At 62.4% G+C, this 20,158-nt stretch carries 19 protein-coding genes and 2 pseudogenes; 10 read left to right on the top strand and 11 right to left on the bottom strand.

The window, feature by feature from the left end; genetic code table 11:
- Position 1 precedes the first annotated feature (1 nt).
- From pmtA to dnaN, 3 genes are all read right to left on the bottom strand, one after another.
- Complete coding sequence (pmtA, locus tag RHE_RS01600) at positions 2-601, bottom strand: phospholipid N-methyltransferase PmtA (RefSeq protein ID WP_011423700.1); 600 nt, start codon at positions 599-601, stop codon at positions 2-4.
- Between the two features lie 95 nt (positions 602-696).
- The gene (locus RHE_RS01605) at positions 697-1,602 is read right to left on the bottom strand and encodes a DUF72 domain-containing protein (RefSeq protein WP_011423701.1); all 906 of its coding nucleotides are present in this window, start codon (positions 1,600-1,602) and stop codon (positions 697-699) included.
- Positions 1,603-1,656: 54 nt separating this feature from the next.
- The gene (dnaN, locus tag RHE_RS01610; RefSeq protein WP_011423702.1) at positions 1,657-2,775 is read right to left on the bottom strand and encodes a DNA polymerase III subunit beta; all 1,119 of its coding nucleotides are present in this window, start codon (positions 2,773-2,775) and stop codon (positions 1,657-1,659) included.
- Positions 2,776-3,032: 257 nt separating this feature from the next.
- Here dnaN and rsmI point away from each other — a divergent pair, with 257 nt between their 5' ends.
- The 6 genes from rsmI to RHE_RS01640 all read left to right on the top strand — a co-directional run bounded on the left by rsmI (position 3,033) and on the right by RHE_RS01640 (position 8,541).
- Complete coding sequence (gene rsmI / locus RHE_RS01615) at positions 3,033-3,950, top strand: 16S rRNA (cytidine(1402)-2'-O)-methyltransferase (RefSeq protein WP_020920194.1); 918 nt, start codon at positions 3,033-3,035, stop codon at positions 3,948-3,950.
- A complete protein-coding gene (locus RHE_RS01620) occupies positions 3,940-4,308 on the top strand; it encodes a YraN family protein (RefSeq protein WP_042117767.1) in 369 nt (122 codons plus the stop codon). Before rsmI ends, RHE_RS01620 begins: the two co-directional genes overlap by 11 nt.
- Positions 4,309-4,427: 119 nt before the next feature.
- A complete protein-coding gene (locus tag RHE_RS01625) occupies positions 4,428-4,931 on the top strand; it encodes a cupin domain-containing protein (RefSeq protein ID WP_187331711.1) in 504 nt (167 codons plus the stop codon).
- A gap of 87 nt (positions 4,932-5,018) precedes the next feature.
- The gene (gshB, locus tag RHE_RS01630; protein WP_011423706.1) at positions 5,019-5,966 is read left to right on the top strand and encodes a glutathione synthase; all 948 of its coding nucleotides are present in this window, start codon (positions 5,019-5,021) and stop codon (positions 5,964-5,966) included.
- Between the two features lie 173 nt (positions 5,967-6,139).
- Entirely contained in the window at positions 6,140-7,672 is a 1,533-nt protein-coding gene (locus RHE_RS01635; RefSeq protein WP_011423707.1) for a YifB family Mg chelatase-like AAA ATPase, read from the top strand.
- A 281-nt stretch (positions 7,673-7,953) separates the two neighbouring features.
- Positions 7,954-8,541 carry a hypothetical protein gene (locus tag RHE_RS01640; protein ID WP_244425752.1) on the top strand — a complete coding sequence of 196 codons (588 nt, stop codon included), beginning with the start codon at positions 7,954-7,956 and terminating at the stop codon, positions 8,539-8,541.
- Here RHE_RS01640 and cysK read toward each other — a convergent pair.
- The 3 genes from cysK to RHE_RS01655 form a co-directional block, all read right to left on the bottom strand.
- On the bottom strand, positions 8,538-9,500 hold the full coding sequence (gene cysK / locus RHE_RS01645) for a cysteine synthase A (RefSeq protein WP_011423709.1): 963 nt from the start codon (positions 9,498-9,500) through the stop codon (positions 8,538-8,540). The two genes, RHE_RS01640 and cysK, sit on opposite strands and share 4 nt — an antisense overlap.
- Positions 9,501-9,647: 147 nt before the next feature.
- Positions 9,648-10,265 (bottom strand): LysE family translocator, encoded by a 618-nt coding sequence (locus RHE_RS01650; protein WP_011423710.1) that lies wholly within the window; start codon positions 10,263-10,265, stop codon positions 9,648-9,650.
- 117 nt (positions 10,266-10,382) lie between these two features.
- Positions 10,383-11,285, bottom strand: a complete 903-nt coding sequence (locus tag RHE_RS01655) for a DMT family transporter (RefSeq protein WP_011423711.1) — start codon at positions 11,283-11,285, stop codon at positions 10,383-10,385.
- Between the two features lie 112 nt (positions 11,286-11,397).
- Between RHE_RS01655 and RHE_RS01660 the strand changes: the two genes are divergently transcribed.
- On the top strand, positions 11,398-11,862 hold the full coding sequence (locus RHE_RS01660) for an Lrp/AsnC family transcriptional regulator (protein ID WP_011423712.1): 465 nt from the start codon (positions 11,398-11,400) through the stop codon (positions 11,860-11,862).
- Between the two features lie 14 nt (positions 11,863-11,876).
- Here RHE_RS01660 and RHE_RS01665 read toward each other — a convergent pair whose 3' ends face one another.
- Complete coding sequence (locus RHE_RS01665; protein ID WP_011423713.1) at positions 11,877-12,776, bottom strand: GNAT family N-acetyltransferase; 900 nt, start codon at positions 12,774-12,776, stop codon at positions 11,877-11,879.
- Positions 12,776-13,246 (bottom strand): dUTP diphosphatase, encoded by a 471-nt coding sequence (gene dut / locus RHE_RS01670; RefSeq protein ID WP_011423714.1) that lies wholly within the window; start codon positions 13,244-13,246, stop codon positions 12,776-12,778. The genes RHE_RS01665 and dut overlap by 1 nt, the downstream gene beginning before the upstream one ends.
- 90 nt (positions 13,247-13,336) lie before the next feature.
- On the opposite strand from dut, the gene RHE_RS01675 reads away from it, so the two are divergent.
- Positions 13,337-14,920: a peptide chain release factor 3 gene (locus tag RHE_RS01675; protein WP_011423715.1), complete on the top strand. Its 1,584-nt coding sequence runs from the start codon at positions 13,337-13,339 to the stop codon at positions 14,918-14,920.
- A 232-nt stretch (positions 14,921-15,152) separates the two neighbouring features.
- A pseudogene (locus RHE_RS01680) lies at positions 15,153-15,427 on the top strand (DUF1236 domain-containing protein).
- Positions 15,428-15,671: 244 nt separating this feature from the next.
- On the opposite strand, the gene RHE_RS01685 reads toward RHE_RS01680, so the two are convergent.
- A complete protein-coding gene (locus RHE_RS01685) occupies positions 15,672-16,742 on the bottom strand; it encodes an acyltransferase family protein (protein WP_011423717.1) in 1,071 nt (356 codons plus the stop codon).
- Positions 16,743-16,817: 75 nt separating this feature from the next.
- On the opposite strand from RHE_RS01685, the pseudogene RHE_RS34170 reads away from it, so the two are divergent.
- A pseudogene (locus RHE_RS34170) lies at positions 16,818-17,035 on the top strand (DUF1236 domain-containing protein); the annotation flags it as partial.
- A 22-nt stretch (positions 17,036-17,057) separates the two neighbouring features.
- Here the strand turns inward: RHE_RS34170 and RHE_RS01690 are convergent.
- Together RHE_RS01690 and RHE_RS01695 are read right to left on the bottom strand one after the other, a co-directional pair.
- A complete protein-coding gene (locus RHE_RS01690; RefSeq protein ID WP_073990356.1) occupies positions 17,058-18,392 on the bottom strand; it encodes an HlyD family type I secretion periplasmic adaptor subunit in 1,335 nt (444 codons plus the stop codon).
- On the bottom strand, positions 18,389-20,134 hold the full coding sequence (locus RHE_RS01695) for a type I secretion system permease/ATPase (protein ID WP_011423719.1): 1,746 nt from the start codon (positions 20,132-20,134) through the stop codon (positions 18,389-18,391). Before RHE_RS01695 ends, RHE_RS01690 begins: the two co-directional genes overlap by 4 nt.
- Between the last annotated feature and the right edge of the window lie 24 nt (positions 20,135-20,158).

Genomic DNA, 20,158 nt, shown 5'->3' on the forward strand with positions numbered 1-20,158 from the left:
CTCAGCCGCGCCGGTAGATCCAGAGCTGCGCGGGCGGGATGTTGCGCACGACAAAATCGAAGTGCTGTATGTGATAACGGTCGGGATTGGCGGCAATCGGCGAAATCGCGCCGTAGGAAATCTGCACCACCGGTCGGCCGACAGGCAGGCGGTCGAGCAGGCTTTCGAGCAGCGAGACGCGCATCGCCATTGGAAAATTCAACAGGGGAATGCAGGAGATGACGCAATCGAACGTCCGGTCGCTGTAGTCGCCGAGCGTGGTCTTGAGATCGAAGGCATCGCCGTTGATGAAGTGCACGCCGGGATAGGTTCGCAGCAGATGCTGGTGAAAATCCGTCGAATATTCGATTGCCACGAGATTTTCCGGTTTCACGCCCCGGCCGAGGATGGCCTTGGTGATGGCCCCCGTGCCCGGGCCGAGTTCCAGCACCGGCAGCCCCGAATGCATATCGATGACGCTGGCCATGCGCTTGGCCGTAATCGAAGAGGTCGGCACGATAGAGCCCACCGTCTTCGGCCCCTGCATCATGCCCCGGAAGAAGCGGATTTCCTCATCAAATCTCTTCCCGAGGTGTTCCTTCACCTTGACCCGTAAGCGCATTCTCCACCCATCCGCACGTTGATCGACTGTCTTAATATGCTGCTCGTCGTTCCCGGGACAAGGATTTTCGCAACGAGGACATCGGCATCAACAGCTCATGCAGCCTTTCGCTGGGAATGAGGCATGAGGTCGGCAAGTCTTTCGCTCAAATGGCCGGCGTCGACAGGGGCGCGAAGTTTCTTATCGGTGTTGTCGAAATAAAGATAGACGTCGCGACCCTTGGCTCTCGCCGGCAGCGGTGCAACTGCCCGCGTCGCATTCTCTGGTTCTCCGCCCTGTGCCCAGGCGCGGATGCGCTCGGCCCATAGATCGAGTGCTTGGTCTTCATAGCCGCTGACATAGAGCTGTTCGGATCCATGCAGGCGGCAATAGATGAAGTCGGCAGTGATATCCATCAGCAGCGGCCATTTCACCGTATCGGCGCAGACCAGCGCCGCCTTGTGCCGCCGGAGCATCTCGATGAACTCGGCTGAGCGGAAGCTGTCGTTGCGGATTTCGAACGCATGGCGGATCGGCTGGTGTCCGTCGCTTTTGAGCCAGGCCTGTTTGAGCCGCTCGTCATGCCGCTTGGCAAGCGTGATCGCCGCATCATGATCATGCGGCAGCAACGACAGGAAATTTTCGAAACGATCCGGATCGAAGGACATGTTGGCTGGGAATTGCCAGAGGACCGGCCCGAGCTTGGGGCCGAGCCTGAGCAGGCCCGAGGCGAAGAAATTGGCAAGCGGCGCCTCGATCTCCTTCAGTCGCCGCACATGGGTGAGGAAGCGCGGTCCCTTGACCGCAAAAACGAAATCATCAGGCGTTTCGTCCCGCCAGCGGCCGAAGCTTTCGGGCTTCTGCAATCCGTAGAAGGTGCCGTTGATCTCGATCGAACGGAAGTGACGGGCGGCGTAGGAAAGCTCCTGCTTCTGCGGCAGGCCTTCCGGATAGAATTGCCCGCGCCAGGGCGCATAGGTCCAGCCGGAAATGCCGATGCGCACCGCTCCCGTCTTTTTCATCCTGGAACCTCCTGTCTGACAGGAGGAAAACCGAAAGCGGCTGCCTTCGTTCCGTCAGACGCGCATCGGCATTAACACGTAGAGCGCGTCGTCACCGGCGGTGTCGCGGATCAGCGTCGGCGAGCCGGCATCGGCCAGCAGGAAGATCGCTTCCTCGCCGGAAAGCTGCGCGGTGATGTCGAGCAGATATTTGGCGTTGAAGCCGATTTCCATCGAATCGGTGTCGTAGCCGACGGCGACTTCTTCCGTGGCGCTGCCGGAATCGGGGTTGTTGACGGTCAGCATCAGCTGCCCTTCGGAAAGCGCCAGCTTCACGGCGCGCCCGCGCTCGGAGGAGATCGTCGAGACACGGTCGACGGCCTGGGCGAAGGTCGTGCAATCGACACGCATTTCCTTGTCGTTGCCGGTGGGGATGACGCGCTGGTAATCCGGGAATGTGCCGTCGATCAGTTTCGAGGTCAGCACGATCGAGCCGATCGTCATGCGGATCTTGGCGTCGGAAACCTCGACCGTGACGATCGCTTCCGGATTGTCGACCAGCTTCTGCAGTTCCCCGACGGTCTTGCGCGGAATGATGATGCCGGGCATGCCCTCGGAGCCCGAGGGCGCATCGACATCGGCGCGGGCCAGCCGGTGGCCGTCGGTCGCGACCGCCCTGAGCTTCAGCTCACCATTGCTCTCGATCGTGTGGAAGAAGATGCCGTTGAGATAATAGCGCGTCTCTTCCGTCGAGATCGCGAACTGGGTGCGGTCGATCAGCATCTTCAGATCGGTCGCCTTCAGCTTGAAGGAATGGGTGAAGGTGCCGGCGGTCAGATCCGGGAAATCGGATTCCGGCAGGCACTGCAGCGAGAATTTCGAGCGGCCGGACTGCACGGTCATCGAGCCGCCTTCGGTGCTGGTCGCCAGCAGCACTTCCGCGCCATCGGAAAGCTTGCGGACGATATCGTAGAGAAGATGGGCCGGAACGGTGGTGGCGCCTGCTTGTTCGACGTTTGCCGGCGTCGCCTCGGTGATCTCGAGGTCGAGGTCGGTCGCCTTCATGTCGAGGTTCTGGCCATCGGCCTTGAGCAGTACGTTGGACAGGATCGGGATCGTGTTGCGACGTTCGACCACACGGTGGACGTGGTTCAGCGATTTCAGAAGGTTTGACCGCTCAATAGTAATACGCATGGGATGCTACCGCTTTCGACCGTGACTGCCCGGGCGCATCGAAGGCCCGAAGAATACTTTCCCGATTTAGGTCGGGGGAGTGGACGGGCAAAATGGCAGACTTCAGCATTGGATGGCAAGAGGCATGGACGGCTGAGCCCCCGCATTTCAGGTTTTCCGGAGCAATCCTCACAGAAATCCCAGCCCTTGCCGAAGCGCGGCCGCTCGCCCATAAAGGCCCGATGAGGGGAAGGGCCGTCGAGACGAAGGCAAATGGCATGAACGAGCAAACCACCGCGGAGGACGCCACGAAGCGAAGCTTCCGCTTGCACAACATGGCGGTGCCGGCGCGGCCGCTGGAGCCGGCGCTCTATCTCGTCGCGACCCCGATCGGCAATCTCGGTGACATCACGCTGCGCGCATTGGAAACGCTGGCCGGCGCCGACGTGCTCGCATGCGAGGATACGCGCGTCACCCGCGTTTTGCTCGACCGCTACGGCATTCAGAATCGCCCCTTCGCTTACCACGAGCACAATGCCGACGAAGCCGGCCCGCGGCTCATCCAAGCGCTCGAGGCCGGCCGCTCGGTGGCCCTGGTGTCGGATGCCGGCACGCCGCTTGTCTCCGACCCCGGTTATCGGCTGGCCCGGCAGGCAATTGCCGCCGGTTATCGCGTCATTCCCATTCCAGGCGCCTCGGCGCCACTCGCCGCCCTTGTTGGTTCCGGCCTGCCGAACGACGCCTTCCTCTTCGCCGGCTTTCTGCCGTCCAAGGACAAGGCCCGCCGCGATCGTCTCGGTGAATTTGCCGCCGCACCGGCGACGCTGATCTTTTTTGAATCGCCCCACCGCATCGGTGCGACGCTTCTTGCCGCCGCCGATGTGCTCGGCCCGGCCCGGCCGGCTTGCGTCTGCCGCGAATTGACCAAGACCTATGAAGAATTCCGCCGCGGCACGCTGGCAGAGCTGGCCGCCCATTATCAGCAGGTGGAAAACGTCAGGGGCGAGATCGTCCTCGTCGTCGGTCCGCCGCAGCCGGCCGAAACGTCTGAGGCCGATATCGAAGCCGTGCTTGCCGACCTGTCGATGTCGATGCCGACGGCAAAAGCTGCGACCGAGGCCGCCCGTCTCACCGGCCTGCCGCGCAAGGCGCTCTACCAGCGCCTTCTGGAGATGAAGAGCGGCAATGGGCAATAAAGACCTTACTGTCATCAAGAGGAAGGCGCTGCGCCGCGGCCGCATGTCGGAGTATGTCGCCGCCGCCTTCCTGATGCTGAAGGGGTACCGTATCCTGGCGCTGCGCCACCGGACCAGGCTCGGCGAGATCGATATCGTCGCCCGCAAGGGCGATCTTACAATCTTCGTCGAGGTCAAGGCCCGCCATGGCGAGGCTGCGGCGATCGACGCCGTCTCCGTCGCCGCTCAGAAGCGGATCCGGGCGGCAAGCGATCTCTGGCTCGCCCGTCAGGCGGATCAGGCCCGCCTTTCCCAGCGCTACGACATCATCGCCGTCATGCCCGGCCGCTTGCCGCGGCACTTTCCCGACGCCTTCTGAGCGCTTTCGGCCCGGTCGGGTTTCCGGATTGTTAAAACTTTAGTCCCGGTTTGAACGAGCTCGTTACCTCTCTCTGCTACCCACCATCGCGGTAGGGATTAAGAATTGGGGGTTGTTGCGTGGTCTGGAAGATGATGTTTGCAAGCGCGGTCGCCATGGCCGCGCGCTCGGTGCCTTATGTCGCGCTGAAGCCGGCCGCGAAATCCTTCGTCGCGCATGCGAGCGACCGCCTGCCGCTGAAATCGACGCCGATCAATCCCGACTGGATCATCAGCGGCAATCCTGAAGCCCGCACCGCCGAACATTCGCGCGGCCAGGACGAGGCGTCGCTGACGGCGATCTGGGACTGCACGGCGGGCGAGTTCCGCTGGCACTTCGGCTGGGACGAGACCGTGATGATCCTCGAAGGCGAGGTCCACATCACCGCCGAGGATGGCACGGAACGGACTCTGTGCCCCGGCGACGTCGCCTTTTTCGCAGGTGGAACCTGGGCGAGCTGGCGGGTCGACACTTACGTCCGCAAGGTCGCCTTCCTGCGCAAGCCCTTCCCGAAGCCTTTGGCAATCGCCTACCGGCTGCGCAACATGCTGCGCAACGGCGGCAGCCAGGGCATCGCCGCCTGAAAATTGCGACCGCCGCAAGCCTTCGATGACCGTTGCGTTTGAAACCGGGCCGACCTACATCTGTCCCGCATTCAGCGAGGGACGGAAATGGCCAAGATCACCAATGTAGCGGTCCAGATGGATCATGTCGCCGGCATCAATATCGCAGGCGATTCCACCTTCGCCATGAGCCTGGAAGCGCAGGCGCGCGGCTACAGGCTCTTCCATTACACCCCCGAACGCCTGAGCTTCCGCGATGGCAAGCTCTTTGCCAGCGTCGAGCCGATGGTGCTGCGCGACGTCAAGGGTGATCACTTCGAGCTTGGCGCGCCCGAGCGCGTCGATCTTTCGACCATGGACGTGGTGCTGCTGCGCCAGGATCCGCCCTTCGACATGGCCTATATCACCTCGACGCATCTGCTCGAACGCATCCACCCGAAGACGCTCGTCGTCAACGATCCGGCCTGGGTGCGCAATTCGCCCGAGAAGATTTTCGTCACCGAATTTTCCGACCTGATGCCGAAGACGCTGATCACCAAGGATCCGGCCGAGATCCGCCGCTTCCGCGACGAGATGGGCGATATCATCCTGAAGCCGCTGTACGGCAATGGCGGCGCCGGCGTCTTCCATTCGACCCGCGACGACCGCAATCTCTCTTCGCTCTTAGAAATGTTCGGCCAGCTTTTCCGCGAGCCCTTCATCGCCCAGCAATATCTGCCCGACGTGCGCAAGGGCGACAAGCGCATCATCCTCGTCGACGGCGAGTTTGCCGGCGCCATCAATCGCGTGCCGGCCGAGCATGACAGCCGCTCCAACATGCATGTCGGCGGCCGCGCCGAGGCGACCGAACTGACGGCGCGCGAAAAGGAAATCTGCGAGCGCATCGGCCCGGCGCTGAGGGAGCGCGGCTTCCTGCTCGTCGGCATCGATGTGATCGGCGATTACATGACGGAGATCAACGTCACCTCGCCGACCGGCATCCGCGAGGTGAAAAAGTTCGGCGGCGCCGATATCGCCGCTCTGCTCTGGGATGCGATCGAGCGCAAGCGCAGCTGAGCCTGCGGCTCCAGCCCCATGCCCGATGTGACCGGGTACAACCCCGGTCACCACTCATATCTGAAAACGTTCCTTGATCGTTCTTGTTTTATTCCTGCTTCCGTGCCAGATTGCAACCGCTGGCCCTGAAGGGTTGCGGGCGGTATAAGAGTTTGCGGGCAGGGGATGGGCATATGGTCGCGCGTGTCGGTACGGTGGCATTCCAGGGCATAGAAGGCGTGCCGGTCGAGGTCCAGGTCATGATCGCGCCCGGCAAGATCGGCATGCAGATCGTCGGCCTGCCCGACAAGGCGGTGGCCGAAAGCCGCGAGCGGGTGCAGGCGGCCCTTCACGCCTCCGGCCTGGCGCTGCCGGCAAAGCGCGTGACCGTCAATCTGGCGCCGGCCGACCTCCCGAAAGAAGGCTCGCATTTCGATCTGCCGATCGCACTGGCCTTGATGGCCGCACTCGGCGCCATTCCCGCCGATGCGCTGTCGGATTATGTCGTCGTCGGCGAACTCAATCTCGACGGCACGATCGCCGCCATCGCAGGCGCGCTGCCGGCCGCCATCGGCGCCAATGCGCTCGGCAAGGGGCTGATCTGCCCGGCCGAAAGCGGCGCCGAGGCCGCTTGGGCCGGCGCCGAGGTCAATATCCTCGCCCCGCGCAGCCTGATCGCCCTTGCCAATCATTTCCGCGGCACCCAGGTCCTGTCGCGGCCGGAGGCGTCGATCCGCGCCAATGCCGCCAACCTGCCGGATCTTGCCGAGATCAAGGGTCAGGAAAGCGCCAAGCGCGCGCTCGAGGTGGCGGCCGCCGGCGGCCACAATCTGCTGATGGTCGGCCCTCCCGGCTCCGGCAAGTCGATGCTGGCGGCAAGGCTGCCGTCGATCCTGCCGCCGCTTTCGGCGGCCGAATTGCTGGAAGTGTCGATGGTCCATTCGATCGCCGGTGAGCTCTCCGGCGGCAAACTTTCCGACCGCCGCCCCTTCCGCACCCCGCATCATTCCGCCACCATGGCGGCGCTTGTCGGCGGCGGCATACGCGCCCGGCCGGGCGAAGCCTCGCTTGCCCATCACGGCGTGCTCTTCCTCGACGAATTTCCCGAGTTCACGCCGCAGGCGCTCGATGCGCTGCGCCAGCCGCTCGAAGGCGGCGAATGCGTCATTGCCCGCGCCAATCACCGTGTCTCCTATCCGGCGAAATTCCAGCTGATCGCGGCGATGAATCCCTGCCGCTGCGGCATGGCCGGTGAGCCCGGCCATAGCTGCGCCCGCGGCCCGCGCTGCATGAGCGATTACCAGGCCCGCATCTCCGGCCCGCTGATGGACCGCATCGATATCCGCATCGACGTGCCCGCCGTCTCCGCCGCCGATCTCATCCGGCCGATGGCGGCCGAGGCCAGCGCCGACGTCGCCCGCCGCGTCGCTCGCGCCCGCGAACTCCAGCAAGAGCGCTTCGAGGCCGCTGGCGCCAAAGGCATCGGCACCAATGCCCGCTGCTCCACCGCCATGATCGAAAAACTCGCCGAACCCGACGCCGCTGGCCTGCAGCTCCTGCGCGACGCCGCCGAAAAAATGAAATTCTCCGCCCGCGGCTATCACCGCGTCCTCAAGGTCGCCCGCACCCTCGCCGATCTCGACGGCAAACCGACGGTCGGACGCTTGCATCTGGCTGAAGCGATCTCCTACCGCATTGCCGGAGAGAGGCTGACGGCGGCGGCGTAATAAGAAGGGCGGGTGCGTGCAGATATTTTGAAGTATTCGTCGCCACGCCGTCCAGCGATCTGCCGATGGCGCCCACTGGTGGCTGTCCTCAGCAATTCTTGCTGCCTCGGACGATTAGATATTCCTCTGTGTTGCTTATCCGTTAGCGGTAAGAGCCTCTCCTCACTTGGTCGCTCTTTACAATATTAGCTTTGGCTGAAAAAAATTTCGAGAAGGATGTCGGTCCGTTCGACATAGTCGATCGGAGGCGACGGATGAGAAGCCTCCTACCGGGAATGCCCATGAGTAATGAATATTCGGGCTCAAATGCCAACCCCCTGGAAGTTTTAGACTTGGCGAATGCCTACTTTCTCGCTTCCAAATGCTTGTTCAGCGAGGGTCAGAAGCAAGTTGCATTATCCATGGCGCCGGCTCGGATGTGCGCCATTCATGCTATTGAGCTCTACTTGAATGCCTTTCTGCGCCATGAGGGCGTTGCTCCAGAGGAAATACGCAAGCGGATGCACAACCTCGTTGATTCAAGGTTCGTTGCTAAACTTCAGCTGCGAAAGAAGACCGCACTGCATCTACAGGCAATGACAGCAAAGCGTGAGTACTTCATCTCGCGCTACGCTCCGGAGCAGGCGAGAGAGCACAGCGAGCTCACTCGCTTGGCTGCGACGCTGCTCGAAGTCATGGAGAAGGTTGGCAAGCATTTGCATTCAACGAGTTCAGGCGGGACATCGACCATCATTATTACGGACTGCCACAGAAATGTCGTCCCACTTCGATTGGGATGCAGGTGCGGCGAAAAAGAAGGGGCGCCGAAGCGCCCCGATATTGTGCGAGATAAATTGCCGGTGGAAAGGCCCGCCCACAGCCCGCTTTAGCTCCCCAGCCCCTCAAACAGCGCCGTCGAAAGATACCGCTCGGCAAAGGACGGAATGATCACGACGATGTTCTTGCCCGCATTCTCGGGACGGCTGCCGACCTTGATCGCCGCCGTCAGCGCTGCACCCGAGGAAATGCCGACGGGCACGCCTTCCAGCCTGGCGACCAGTCGCGCCTGTTCGAAGGCTTCGTCGTTGGTCACGGTGACGACTTCGTCGTAGATGCCGGTGTCGAGGATCTTCGGCGCGAAGCCGGCGCCGATGCCCTGGATCTTGTGCGGGCCGGGATTGCCGCCGGAGAGAATGGGGGAATCGGCGGGCTCGACGGCGATGATCTGGATTTCGGGCTTATGGCTTTTCAGCACCTGACCGACGCCGGTGATCGTGCCGCCGGTGCCGATGCCGGAGACGACGATGTCGACGGTGCCGTTGGTGTCGTTCCAGATTTCCTCGGCCGTCGTCTTGCGGTGGATTTCAGGATTGGCCGGATTTTCGAATTGCTGCGGAATGATGGCGTCGGGCAGCGACTCCGCCAGTTCCTCGGCCTTGGCGATCGCGCCCTTCATGCCCTTGGCACCTTCGGTCAGCACCAGCTCGGCGCCGAGCAGCGCCAGCATCTTACGGCGCTCGACCGACATGGTTTCGGGCATGGTGAGGATCAGCCGATAGCCCTTGGCAGCGGCGGCAAAGGCGAGCGCGATGCCGGTATTGCCGGAGGTCGGTTCGATCAGCACGGACCTGCCGGGGGTGATCCTGCCCTGCGCTTCGAGGCTTTCGATCATTGCCACGCCGATGCGGTCCTTGACCGAGGCGATCGGGTTGAAGAATTCGAGCTTGCCGATCAGGTTGGCGACAACGCCTTTTTCCCGCGCCAGCTTGTCGAAGCGCACGAGCGGCGTGTCGCCGATGGTCTCGGTGATCGAGGAATAGATGCGGCCGCGGCCGGGCTTGTGCGACATGGTGTGCTCTCCCTTTGAAATTCCGTTTCCTGAAATCGAGGAGGAGAATAGGGTCAAAGGCCGCAGGAGGCCAGAGCGCGTTCGCTTCCGGCGCGCGGATGAGAGAGAAAATAAGCTTTGAAAACCGTTTCCTTACGGATGTTTATTTCAGGCCGCCCGTGTGGCGATGAAGGCAGCCGTGCCGGCCAGAATGCCGGCCGCAACCCGGTTCAGCGCCTGCAGGGCGCGCGGCTTTTTTAGCATCATGCGGGCCCGCGAGGCCAGCAGCATATAGGGCACGAGCACGGCAATCAGCACGACGAAGGTGACGGCGAGCAGCAGCGCATAGTCGCGCAAACCGATATTGCCGATATCGATGAGCGTCGGCGCCAGCGCGACATAAAACAGCATCGTCTTCGGATTGCCGAGCGTCACCAGCAGGCCGGAAAGGAAGGACAGGCCGATATTGCTGGATTTCTTCGCCGCGATATCATGCGGCAGCAGTCCCGCCGTCCAGAGTTTCCAGGCGATATAGGCGAGATAGAGGGCGCCGGCGATCTTGATGGCGAGGAAGACCTCGGTGAAGGTCTGCGCCACGAAGGCAAGGCCGAGAATGACTGCGGTGAGATAGGTCATGTCGCCGAGCACCAGGCCGAGACCCATGAAGAAGGTCTCGCGGAAATTCGAGCCGAGCGCGCGGGCGACAATCGCCGTGATCCCGGGTCCGGGGATGGCGGCGGCGATGAACAGTGCTCCGGCATAGGCAAGCAAGGCGGCAAGGCTCATGTGTGGGCTCCCTCTTCCCAGCTGTTTTATATCCGCCAAGCCGTCCCAATCAATCCGCCGGCGTTGATGGGTCCATCACCAGAAGAAATGCCTGCCGCCCCGTGCCTGCCGCTGTCGTCAGCCTTGAAGTGCCCGCGGTCGCAGCCAGCGCGGCGTCCAGCCGAGGTTCATGCCGGCGGCAGCCAAGAGGATGATGGCGGCGCCCGCAATCTGCATCGGCTGCAGCGCGTGGCCGAAGGCCAGCCGGTCGACGAGGATGGCGGCGATCGGATAGAGGAAGGACAGCGCACCGGTAAGATGCGTCGGCAGCCGCTGGATGGCGCCGTAGAGCAGCACATACATCAGCCCGGTATGGACGACGCCGATGGAAACCAGAATTGCCCAGCTTCCGGCATCCTGAGGTGGGTGCGAAAAATCCGTCATCGGCGCCAGCATCAACATGCCGGTTGCGACCTGGATCAGCGCGATCAGATGCGGCGGCGTGCCCTTCAGCCATTTCGCGGCAAGCGCTGCCAGCGCATAGAAGAAGGCGGCGCCCAGCGCCATCAGGATGCCGAGGCCGTAGCTCTCGAACCTATCGCCGCTTCCGCCCGGTTTTGCCTGGACGATTGCCATCATGCCGGCAAAGGCGAGCGTCAGCCAGAACAGCTTGGCGGCGGTGATCTTCTCGCCGAGGAAGAGCGCCCCGAGTACCAGCAGCATGAAGGGCTGGGTGTTGTAGACGGTCGTGGCGATCGAAATCGTTGCATGCGAATAGGAGGCGAAGAGCAGCAGCCAGTTGACAACGATGGCGACGCCGCCGAACACGGCGATGGCGAAGGCGCGCAGGGTGAGGATGCCGGGCCGCAGCAGCCCGAGAGCGCCGCAGATGACGAGCAGCGTCATCGCGCCGAACAGGCAGCGCCAGAAGACGACGCCGCTGACCGGCTGGCCCGACATGACGACGAACCAGCCGATCGTCCCCGAGATCAACATCGCTGCCGTCATTTCCGCTGTGCCTCTTTTGATGTTGCCGCTCATGATCGCCTCCGTTTTTGCTGAGGTGATAATATTGCGGCGAGGGGCAAAATTATATAAAGATAGAAACGAACTTCGTTGCTGTCGCCTAATAATAATAGGGAAAATTACGTACATGCCTAACGATGTCCAGCCGCTCGATGAAATCGATCAGGCCATTCTCGAAGCGCTGGCCGGCAATGCCCGCATCTCGCTGAAGGAACTGGCGCAGCAGGTGGGGCTTTCCTCGCCGAGCGCTGCCGAGCGTCTGCGCCGGCTGGAGGAGCGCGGCGTCATCAAGGCCTTCACCATCGATCTCGATCCCGCCGCCATCGGTTATCCCCTGCAGGCGATCGTCCGCGTGCGGCCGCTGCCGGGGCAGTTGCATATCGTCGAGCGCCTCATTCAGGAAATTCCTGAAATCGTCGAATGCGACAAGGTGACCGGCGAGGATTGTTTTATCGCCCGCCTGGTCATCCGCTCGATGGCGGAACTCGACGGCCTCCTGGACAGGGTCGCCGAACGCGCCGAGACCAACACCGCGATGATCAAAGCCTCGCCGGTCAAGCGCCGCCTGCCGCCGCTGTCACGTGGGAAATAGATCGACGAAACGGGTTAGAAATCGGCCATCGGCGAGAGCATCGCCGGAAAATGCGGGGCGTCGTCGCCGAGCCCGCGCAGCATCAGCGTCGTTCCGACTTCAAACGACTGCGGAGCGCCCGTCCAGCCGAGCTTGTCGGGCCGGAAGAGCACTTCGACGCTGGCCGAGGCAATGTCGAGCCCGCCGAGGATCGCGGCAAGCGATGGGATCTCCGCTGCCACGACATCGAGAAGGCTGAAGCGGCCTGTCCCATCTATCTTCCAGGCGATGACGGCCTGGCAATCTTCCAGGAAGCTGATGCGGACATCGGGATCGAGCTGCGTGTTGATGAGAAACATCGCCGCATTCATTGCCACCGAGAGCGTCGTCGAAACCGGGCTGCGTGCTTTCAGCAGCAATTGCAGCAGGGCGAGATCGTCCGCATTCGCCGGCAAGAGCGGCCGGGCGGGTGTGGCGCCAATCGTGGGGGCGGGTGCCGTTCCCTCATATGGGTTCAGTGGTATCGCGCGAAAACCGTAGGCTTCGTAGAGCGACGGTTTATCGGTGTAGAGGATGACAGCGTCGAAGCCCTGCCGCTCGCACCAGCCGAGCGCCTTCACCGTTAGATCGCGATAAAGCCCGCGGCCGCGCCACTGCGGCCGCACCGCGCCCGATTGCAGCCCGGCAGCATGGACAAGCCTGCCGTTGAGGATGAAAGGCAGTGCGAAGGCCGAGAGATTGGCCGCAAGCTCGCCCTCGGTATCGAACCAGCCGAACGGCATGCTGGTGGGATCGGGGCCGCCAAGCTGTTGTAGCGGACCGATATCGATGCCGAAAATATCCTGGAGCAGGCGGACAAGCGCAGCCCAGCCGGCGGGATCGCCGAAATAATCCTGCTGGAAGGTCAGGCCCGCGCTGTCGAGGCCCTTTGCCATTACACGCCGGTGGAACCGAAGCCGCCGGCGCCGCGCGCCGTTTCGCTTGCCGCGGCGATCTCCGTCACCCGTGCTTGAGTCACCGGCGCGATCACCATTTGGGCGATGCGCATGCCCCGTTCGATGACAAAGGCTTCTTCGCCGAGATTGGCGAGCAACACCTTCACTTCACCGCGATAGTCGCTGTCCACCGTGCCGGGTGAATTGAGGCAGGTAATGCCGTGCTTGAAGGCAAGGCCGGAGCGCGGCCGCACCTGGCCTTCGAAACCCTCGGGGATCTCGAAAATGAAGCCGGTCGGCAGCAGCGCCCGTTCGCCGGGGGCAAGCGTCAGCGGCGCATCGCCGTCGACGGCGGCGCGCAGGTCCATGCCGGCCGCCCCCTTGCTTTCATAGGCGGGCAGGTCGAGGCCTTCGCCATTGGCCAGGCGGATGAGGTTCAGCGTCGGGGGCGTGTCGTGATGAATGGTCATGGCCCATTACTTTGCGCCCCTAAGGCCGAGGTCAATTGCAAAGCCCGGCTTTAATCGTTAGATACGCGGCAATTCCACAGGATTCACATCATGGCCGAAAGCCTCGCCGAGGCGGTCTCCCGCCGCCGCACATTCGCTATTATCGCCCACCCGGACGCGGGCAAGACGACGCTCACCGAAAAGCTGCTGCTGTTCGGCGGCGCCATTCAGCTTGCCGGCGAAGTCAAGGCGAAGAAGGATCGCATGCAGACGCGCTCCGACTGGATGAAGATCGAGCGCGAGCGCGGCATCTCCGTCGTCACCTCGGTGATGACCTTCGAATATAACGACAATGTCTTCAACATTCTCGATACGCCGGGCCACGAGGATTTTGCCGACGACACCTATCGCACGCTGACGGCCGTCGATGCCGCCGTCATGGTCATCGATGCCGCCAAGGGTATCGAGCCGCGCACGCTGAAGCTCTTCGAAGTCTGCCGCATGCGCGATATTCCGATCATCACCTTCATCAACAAGATGGACAGGGAAAGCCGCGATCCCTTCGAGATCCTCGACGAGGTGGAGGAGAAGCTGGCGCTGGATACGGCGCCGATCACCTGGCCGATCGGCCGCTCGAAAACCTTCTGCGGCTCTTATCATCTTGCCAATAGCACCGCCCGCGGCTCCGACACCGAAGTCGAAACGACGCCGGTCAACGGCCCGCAGGCGGTCGCCGACAGGCTGCCGGAAAACGAGCGCCAGGCCTTCATCGACGAGACCGAGCTCGCCATCGAGGCCTGCCGCCCCTTCGATCGCGACTCCTTCCTCGAAGGCCATATGACGCCGGTCTTCTTCGGCTCGGCGCTGCGCAATTTCGGCGTTCGCGACCTCATCAATGCGCTCGGCGAATTCGCCCCGCCGCCGCGCGACCAGGTGGCCGATACCAGGACGGTGCACGCGACCGACGACAAGATGACGGCCTTCGTCTTCAAGATCCAGGCCAACATGGATCCCAACCACCGCGACCGCATCGCCTTTGCGCGCATCTGCTCCGGCAAGCTCGAACGTGGCATGAAGGCGAGGCTCGCCCGCACCGGCAAGCAGCTCGGCCTGACGGCGCCGCAATTCTTCTTCGCCTCGCAGCGCCAGCTGGCCGACACCGCCTATGCCGGTGATGTCGTCGGCATTCCCAATCACGGGACGCTGCGCATCGGCGACACGCTGACCGAAGGCGAATCGCTGGTCTTTCAGGGCGTGCCGAACTTCTCGCCGGAAATCCTGCGCCGCGTGCGTCTCGAAGATGCGATGAAGGCGAAGAAGCTCAAGGAAGCCCTGCAGCAGATGGCTGAAGAAGGCGTCGTCCAGCTGTTTTCGCCGGAAGACGGTTCACCGGCAATCGTCGGCGTCGTCGGCGCCCTGCAGCTCGACGTCCTGAAGGAACGGCTGATGGCCGAATACGGCCTGCCGGTCTCCTTCGAAATGTCGCGTTTCTCCGTGTGCCGCTGGATTTCGGCCGATCAGCCGGCCGATCTCGACAAATTCCTCACCGTCAAACGCGGCGATATCGCCCGCGATCTCGACGGCGATCCCGTCTTCCTCGCCCAGGACGCATTCTCGCTGCGTTACGAGGCCGAGCGTTACCCGGCAATCAAGATGGTCGCCATCAAGGAATATCACGCCGCCAAGGCGGCGTGATCGGGGGTCTTGGAAGAGTGGGGGCTGGCGCTCCCACTATCCTGTCAGCCGATATGATTTCCAAGACGCCGTCGAGCGGTCGAGCGGTGGCAGGTTGTGGCGGACAAAGGCCGGAAAACTGATCCGCGCCAGCTGTCCGGGAGCGACATGCCCGCAGGCATTCCGTGTAGCGCAGGAACTATATCTTATCGGTAGCGTTTTGCCGGGACATTCAAGATCCTGGGAGGATGACATGAAAATACTGGTCATCTCTGCCGTATCGCTCAGCGGCGCTGCGGTCGCGCAGACTGCGGCAGTCGTCGTTCCCGCGAGGTCAAAACCTATGTCATGAAACAGGAAACACCATCCGTCACGTTTGATGGTGACGTTGCTGTTGGTACGACGCTTCCTGACACAGTCGAAATCCACACAATCCCCGATCAACTTGATTACGGCTATGTGGTCGTCAACAAAAAGCGTGTGCTCGTCAATCCGAAGACCCGCACAGTGATCGAGGTCGTCCAATAACGTCAAAGGATCGCGAGCCTGCTTCCGAGGCTCGCGATCCTTTGTCATTCCACCTTCCAACGCATTAGCTCATCTTCGCTCGGAGCGTAAGAGTTGAACTCAGCTTGGCATCCAAGGCAGTCAGCCGCGTCCGGTGACGCCGAAACCGCAGGGTCTCCTTTGGACGACATACTGCCGGGATGCTTTCGACATCCCCAGACGTCGCGATACAACTTTGTCCTGCACGACGCTCTGGAAGGAAATGTCAGGGACTGACAGGTTGTCGCTGGAGGAGCGAGATCCGCTTTAACCGCAGCGCGCGCTTTTCCAGGAGGTGCCATGATAGCCAGCCGAGCAACCATGCTGTCGGCAGGGAAAGGGCAAAGACGGCCCACCACGTGCTGTCCTCGCCAAGCGCATGGTTCATCACCTGCTCCACTGGCCAGCCATAGAGATAGGTGCCGTAGGAGACGTCGCCCAATCGTTCGAGAGACGGCAGGCGTATGACCGGCGAGGTCGCGATGTAGACAAGCGGATAGGCGAACAACATGGGGCCGTAAAGATAGTCGGGCCAAAGGACGAGGCAGAGCACACCGAGCGCCGCGAAGATCAATGCCGGGACAATGTTGAGCTGCCGCTTTTCCATCGCGAACCAAAGAAGCGAACCGCAGAAGAAGTAGGGGGCGATAAAGGTGAAATCCGTCAGGAACCGCATCTTTGGCCACGGATGATCGAAGAAGAGCTGCCAGGTCACGCCCACGGCGAGGGCAAGTGCCATCAGTGGGGCTCGCAGACACCCGATTGCCATCAATCCCGCGACGATGAGATAGCAGACGATTTCCTGTCCGATCGTCCAGAGAGAGCCGTTGACGAAGGTGGCAAGCCAGGAGATTGCGGGATCATAAAACTGCACATGCGGCAGGGTCATGCCAAAATTCGGGTCGAGCAGCGCATGCAGTGTCGTCTTCACATGGAGTGACTTGAGCAAATAACCGCTGATACCCAACGAGCTGAACAAGGCGCCCAGGACATAGACGCTGAGCAGCGTATAGACGACAAACGCCGGATAAATTCGCAGCGCCCGCCGCCAGAGAAAACCGCCCGCGCTGCCGAACTGCGCGCTCTGCGTGACGAGGAAGCCACTGGTGATGAAAAACGCATAGACGCCGAAGAGGCCAAGGATATTGCCCTCGCCGAGCAGACGATGGAAGGGCTCGTTCGCCGAGGTCCTTTCCGAGATAAGGAAGGCATGCGAGAAGATCACCGTGGAGGCTGCGACAAGCCTGATCATGTTGAAGTTCGGGTAAAATGCCTTCTTGATATCGCCCCCGCGCATGCGAACCTCCCGCGCTTCTAAAGCTTAATGAACCATTAAGGTTACTTTCGAATGTTGTCACGAGCCGGTGTGAAAACGAGCGGAGGCGCCACCACGCAGAGCGGCGATGCGACCAAGCAGCCGAGCGATCAGATTGCGACGACGACAAACAAGAACTCGTCCGAGACTAACGTCACCAACGACACGACGACGAACAACAGACTTCGATCACCACCAACGTCAACATCTCGATTGAACAGCAGACCGAAATTCGATCGATGGTGAAGGAGGTCCATGTAGCGCCGGTGAAGGATGCTTGGATGAGTGGGGCTGCGGCTACTTTTCCCGCATCGCCCGCCGGAAATTCTGTGTGATCGGCTCGGCGAGGTAAGAAAGCACGGTGCGTGCACCCGTCCGGATCATCGTCTCACTCGACATGCCGGGCAGGAGTTTACGGCCCTCCAGTTTGGCAAGCTCGCTCTGATCGATCACAACGGTCGCGGCGAAAAAGGGCGCGCCGCTTCGCTCCTCCACCATCCGGTCAGCCGATACGATCTCCACCACACCGTCGAGCGGCGGCAGGTTGTAACGGGCAAAGGCCGGGAAACTGACGCGCGCCGGCTGTCCGGAAGCGATCGTCTCGACGTCCTCAGGTCTGACCATGGCCTCGATGACGAGCTGCTGCCCCATCGGCACGATCGTCATCAGGGTCTCGCCGGGTTTCACGACGCCCCCGGTCGTATGGACCTTCAGGTCCATGATAATGCCGTCGACCGGCGCGACGACATTGGTGCGGGCGAGCACGTCTTTGGCGGACCGTTCCTCCTGCCTGAGGTCGAACAATTCCGCCTCGACCTTGCTCAGCTCCTCGACGGCCTGGTTCAGCTGCAAGGTGTTGAGGTTGACGATCTGCATGTCGATCTCGGCCATGGCGCTCCTGGCGCGAGCAATCGCTGCGACATTGGTCGCGCGCTCCCCTTCGACTTCCCGCTGTTGCCGTCTGAGCAGCAGCCAACGCTCGCGGGTGACCAGGCCGCGCTTGACGAGGCTCTCGAGATCCCTGGTTTCGCCCTCGAACACCTCGATCTGCTTGTCCTCGGTGACGATGAGCTCCTGCAGTCCCGTTATCTCTTCCTCGGTCTGGCGGCGGCGCTGGCTGAGAATTTCTCGCTCGTCTTTCAAATTGTGGTGCTTGGCCGAAAACACGTCACGTTGGGCGGCCACCGCGTCCCTTGCCGATTTGGTGGGGTTTGCAAGCAGCGCCGGATCGAACTCGATCTCGGCCTTGCCGTCGCGCTCGGCCCTCAGGCGAGCGGCCAGCGCCTCGCGCGTCGCGATCCGGTTCTGGACCAGATCAAGCCTTGCCCTCGCCTGCGTGTCATCGAGTTGGAGGAGGACCTTGCCGGCCTTGACGATGTCGCCGTTGGCGGCGGTCAATCCTGCAATGATCCCGCCCTCGAGGTGCTGGATGAGCTTGCGGTCACCGGCAACCTTGACAAGGCCGGGCGCCACTGCGGCGCTGTCCAGCGGTGCAAGCGTCGCCCAGCCTCCGGCCATGCCGAAGAACAGGAATATGATCGCGAAGCCCGTGACCGTTACGCCTGTGAGACGCAGGGGGATTGGCGCAGCGGGCGGCGAAACCGGCAACGGGACGACCTTCATATCCGTCATGGCTGTTTCGGTCCTTGCTGCTTCGCCACGATCGTCGGCATCTGCGCGACCTTGCGGACACGTGCGGCGAGTTCATTGAAGACATGGTCGCGCGGACCGAACAGGTCCTGCTGGCCTCGGTTGAGAACCAGTATCTTGTCGACGGTTTCCATGATGTTCGGCCGGTGTGCGATCAGGATGACGGTCGTGCCCGCCGCCTTGACCGTGCCGAGCGCCGCGATCAAGGCCTCCTCGCCCTCCCGGTCGAGATTCGAATTGGGCTCGTCCAGGATGATGAGCGCCGGATCGCCGTAGAGCGCCCGTGCCAGGCCGATGCGCTGGCGCTGTCCGCCCGACAGCACCGCGCCGGATTCACCGATCTCGGTCAAGTAACCCTTCGGCAGCCCTTTGATCAGTTCGTGGACGCCTGCCAGCTGCGCTGCCTTGACCGCCTTGTCGAAGACCACGGGACTGACCGTGGCGAAGCGGCAGATATTTTCGCAGACGTTGCCTGCGAAAAGCTCGATGTCCTGCGGAAGGTAGCCGACATGATGACCGCGGTCCTCCGCCGCCCATTGGGCGACATCCATGCCATCGAGCAAAGCCCGCCCGCCGGAAGGTCGCCAGGCGCCGGCCAGGATGCGTGCCAGGCTCGTCTTGCCGGCCCCGCTCTGGCCGATCAAAGCCATGGATTCACCCGGCTCGAGACGGAAGTTGATCCCTTTGAGAATATGTTCGCCGCCCTGTCGGGCAAGCACGACATTGTCGGCCTCGAACCGGCCTGTCGGCCGCGGCATTGCCGGAACCGGCGTGGCCTCTGGGTGCTCGCCGGCGACGGCGGTGAGGCGCCGGTAGGCGGCGCGCGCGCCGACCGTCGCCTTCCACGTGCCGATCGCCTGCTCGACCGGCGATAGCGCGCGGCCCATCAGGATGGAGGCGGAGACCATGATGCCCGGGGAAGCCTCGTTGCGCAGGACGAGATAGGCTCCGAGTCCCAATATTCCCATTTGCAGAGCCAGCCGGTGGCAACGCGCAATGGCCGAGATGATGCCGCCGCGGTTGGCGGCGAGAACCTGGCCCCTGTTTGCCTCGTCCTGCTGCACCTTCCAGCCTTCCAGCAGCGGCTTCAGCATGCCCATCGCCTGGACGACCTCGGCGTTGCGGATTGCCGCCTCGGCCTGGTTGTAGGCCCGCGACTGTGCGCTGGTGGCCTCGGTCAACGGCTTGCGCGTCAGCCATTCGTTGAGCAAGGCCAGTGCAAACAGCACCCCGCCGCCCGACAGCGCCAGCCAACCCAGCCAGGGATGCATGAAGAAGATGGCGGCGAAAAACAGCGGCGCCCAAGGCGCATCGAGAATGGGGAAGATGCTCGGGCTGGTGAAGAAATTCCGGACCTGGTCGAGGTCGCGCAGCGGGCGGGCGTTGGCCTGGCCGGGTTTTGCGGCGGCATATTCCACCGATGCCGTCAGCAGAACGGGCGCCAGCCGCGCGTTCATCCACGATCCCACGGTTGCCAGAAGGCGCCCGCGCACCACCTCCAGCCCCGCCATTGCCGCAAGTGCGGCTGCCGCCATCAGCGACAACATCGCCAAGGTCTCGAGACTGTGGCTGGACAGCACGCGGTGATAGACCTGCAGCATGTAAAGCGCCCCGGTCAGCATCAGCACGTTGATGCCCCCGCTGAACCAGATAAGCGGCCGGATGGCCCGTCTGGCTTCTTTCATTACAACCTGAAGCGCCGGGGGCGGCTGTTTGGTTTTCATCTTTTCTAGCTCTGTACTCGAGAT

Source organism: Rhizobium etli CFN 42, from assembly GCF_000092045.1.
GTDB lineage: Bacteria > Pseudomonadota > Alphaproteobacteria > Rhizobiales > Rhizobiaceae > Rhizobium > Rhizobium etli.

What these genes read in the sequence shown, in the direction of transcription:
- RHE_RS01635 (WP_011423707.1), top strand. Translation starts at nt 6,140, where the DNA reads ATGGTCGCGCGTGTCGGTACGGTGGCATTCCAGGGCATAGAAGGCGTG.
- RHE_RS01665 (WP_011423713.1), bottom strand. Translation starts at nt 12,776, where the DNA reads ATGGCAAAGGGCCTCGACAGCGCGGGCCTGACCTTCCAGCAGGATTAT.
- RHE_RS01620 (WP_042117767.1), top strand. Translation starts at nt 3,940, where the DNA reads ATGGGCAATAAAGACCTTACTGTCATCAAGAGGAAGGCGCTGCGCCGC.
- RHE_RS01650 (WP_011423710.1), bottom strand. Translation starts at nt 10,265, where the DNA reads ATGAGCCTTGCCGCCTTGCTTGCCTATGCCGGAGCACTGTTCATCGCC.
- dut (WP_011423714.1), bottom strand. Translation starts at nt 13,246, where the DNA reads ATGACCATTCATCACGACACGCCCCCGACGCTGAACCTCATCCGCCTG.
- dnaN (WP_011423702.1), bottom strand. Translation starts at nt 2,775, where the DNA reads ATGCGTATTACTATTGAGCGGTCAAACCTTCTGAAATCGCTGAACCAC.
- RHE_RS01685 (WP_011423717.1), bottom strand. Translation starts at nt 16,742, where the DNA reads ATGCGCGGGGGCGATATCAAGAAGGCATTTTACCCGAACTTCAACATG.
- cysK (WP_011423709.1), bottom strand. Translation starts at nt 9,500, where the DNA reads ATGTCGCACAAGCCCGGCCGCGGCCGCATCTATTCCTCGATCACCGAG.
- RHE_RS01695 (WP_011423719.1), bottom strand. Translation starts at nt 20,134, where the DNA reads ATGAAAACCAAACAGCCGCCCCCGGCGCTTCAGGTTGTAATGAAAGAA.
- RHE_RS01640 (WP_244425752.1), top strand. Translation starts at nt 7,954, where the DNA reads ATGAGTAATGAATATTCGGGCTCAAATGCCAACCCCCTGGAAGTTTTA.
- gshB (WP_011423706.1), top strand. Translation starts at nt 5,019, where the DNA reads ATGGCCAAGATCACCAATGTAGCGGTCCAGATGGATCATGTCGCCGGC.
- rsmI (WP_020920194.1), top strand. Translation starts at nt 3,033, where the DNA reads ATGAACGAGCAAACCACCGCGGAGGACGCCACGAAGCGAAGCTTCCGC.
- RHE_RS01675 (WP_011423715.1), top strand. Translation starts at nt 13,337, where the DNA reads ATGGCCGAAAGCCTCGCCGAGGCGGTCTCCCGCCGCCGCACATTCGCT.
- RHE_RS01660 (WP_011423712.1), top strand. Translation starts at nt 11,398, where the DNA reads ATGCCTAACGATGTCCAGCCGCTCGATGAAATCGATCAGGCCATTCTC.
- RHE_RS01605 (WP_011423701.1), bottom strand. Translation starts at nt 1,602, where the DNA reads ATGAAAAAGACGGGAGCGGTGCGCATCGGCATTTCCGGCTGGACCTAT.
- RHE_RS01690 (WP_073990356.1), bottom strand. Translation starts at nt 18,392, where the DNA reads ATGACGGATATGAAGGTCGTCCCGTTGCCGGTTTCGCCGCCCGCTGCG.
- RHE_RS01655 (WP_011423711.1), bottom strand. Translation starts at nt 11,285, where the DNA reads ATGAGCGGCAACATCAAAAGAGGCACAGCGGAAATGACGGCAGCGATG.
- pmtA (WP_011423700.1), bottom strand. Translation starts at nt 601, where the DNA reads ATGCGCTTACGGGTCAAGGTGAAGGAACACCTCGGGAAGAGATTTGAT.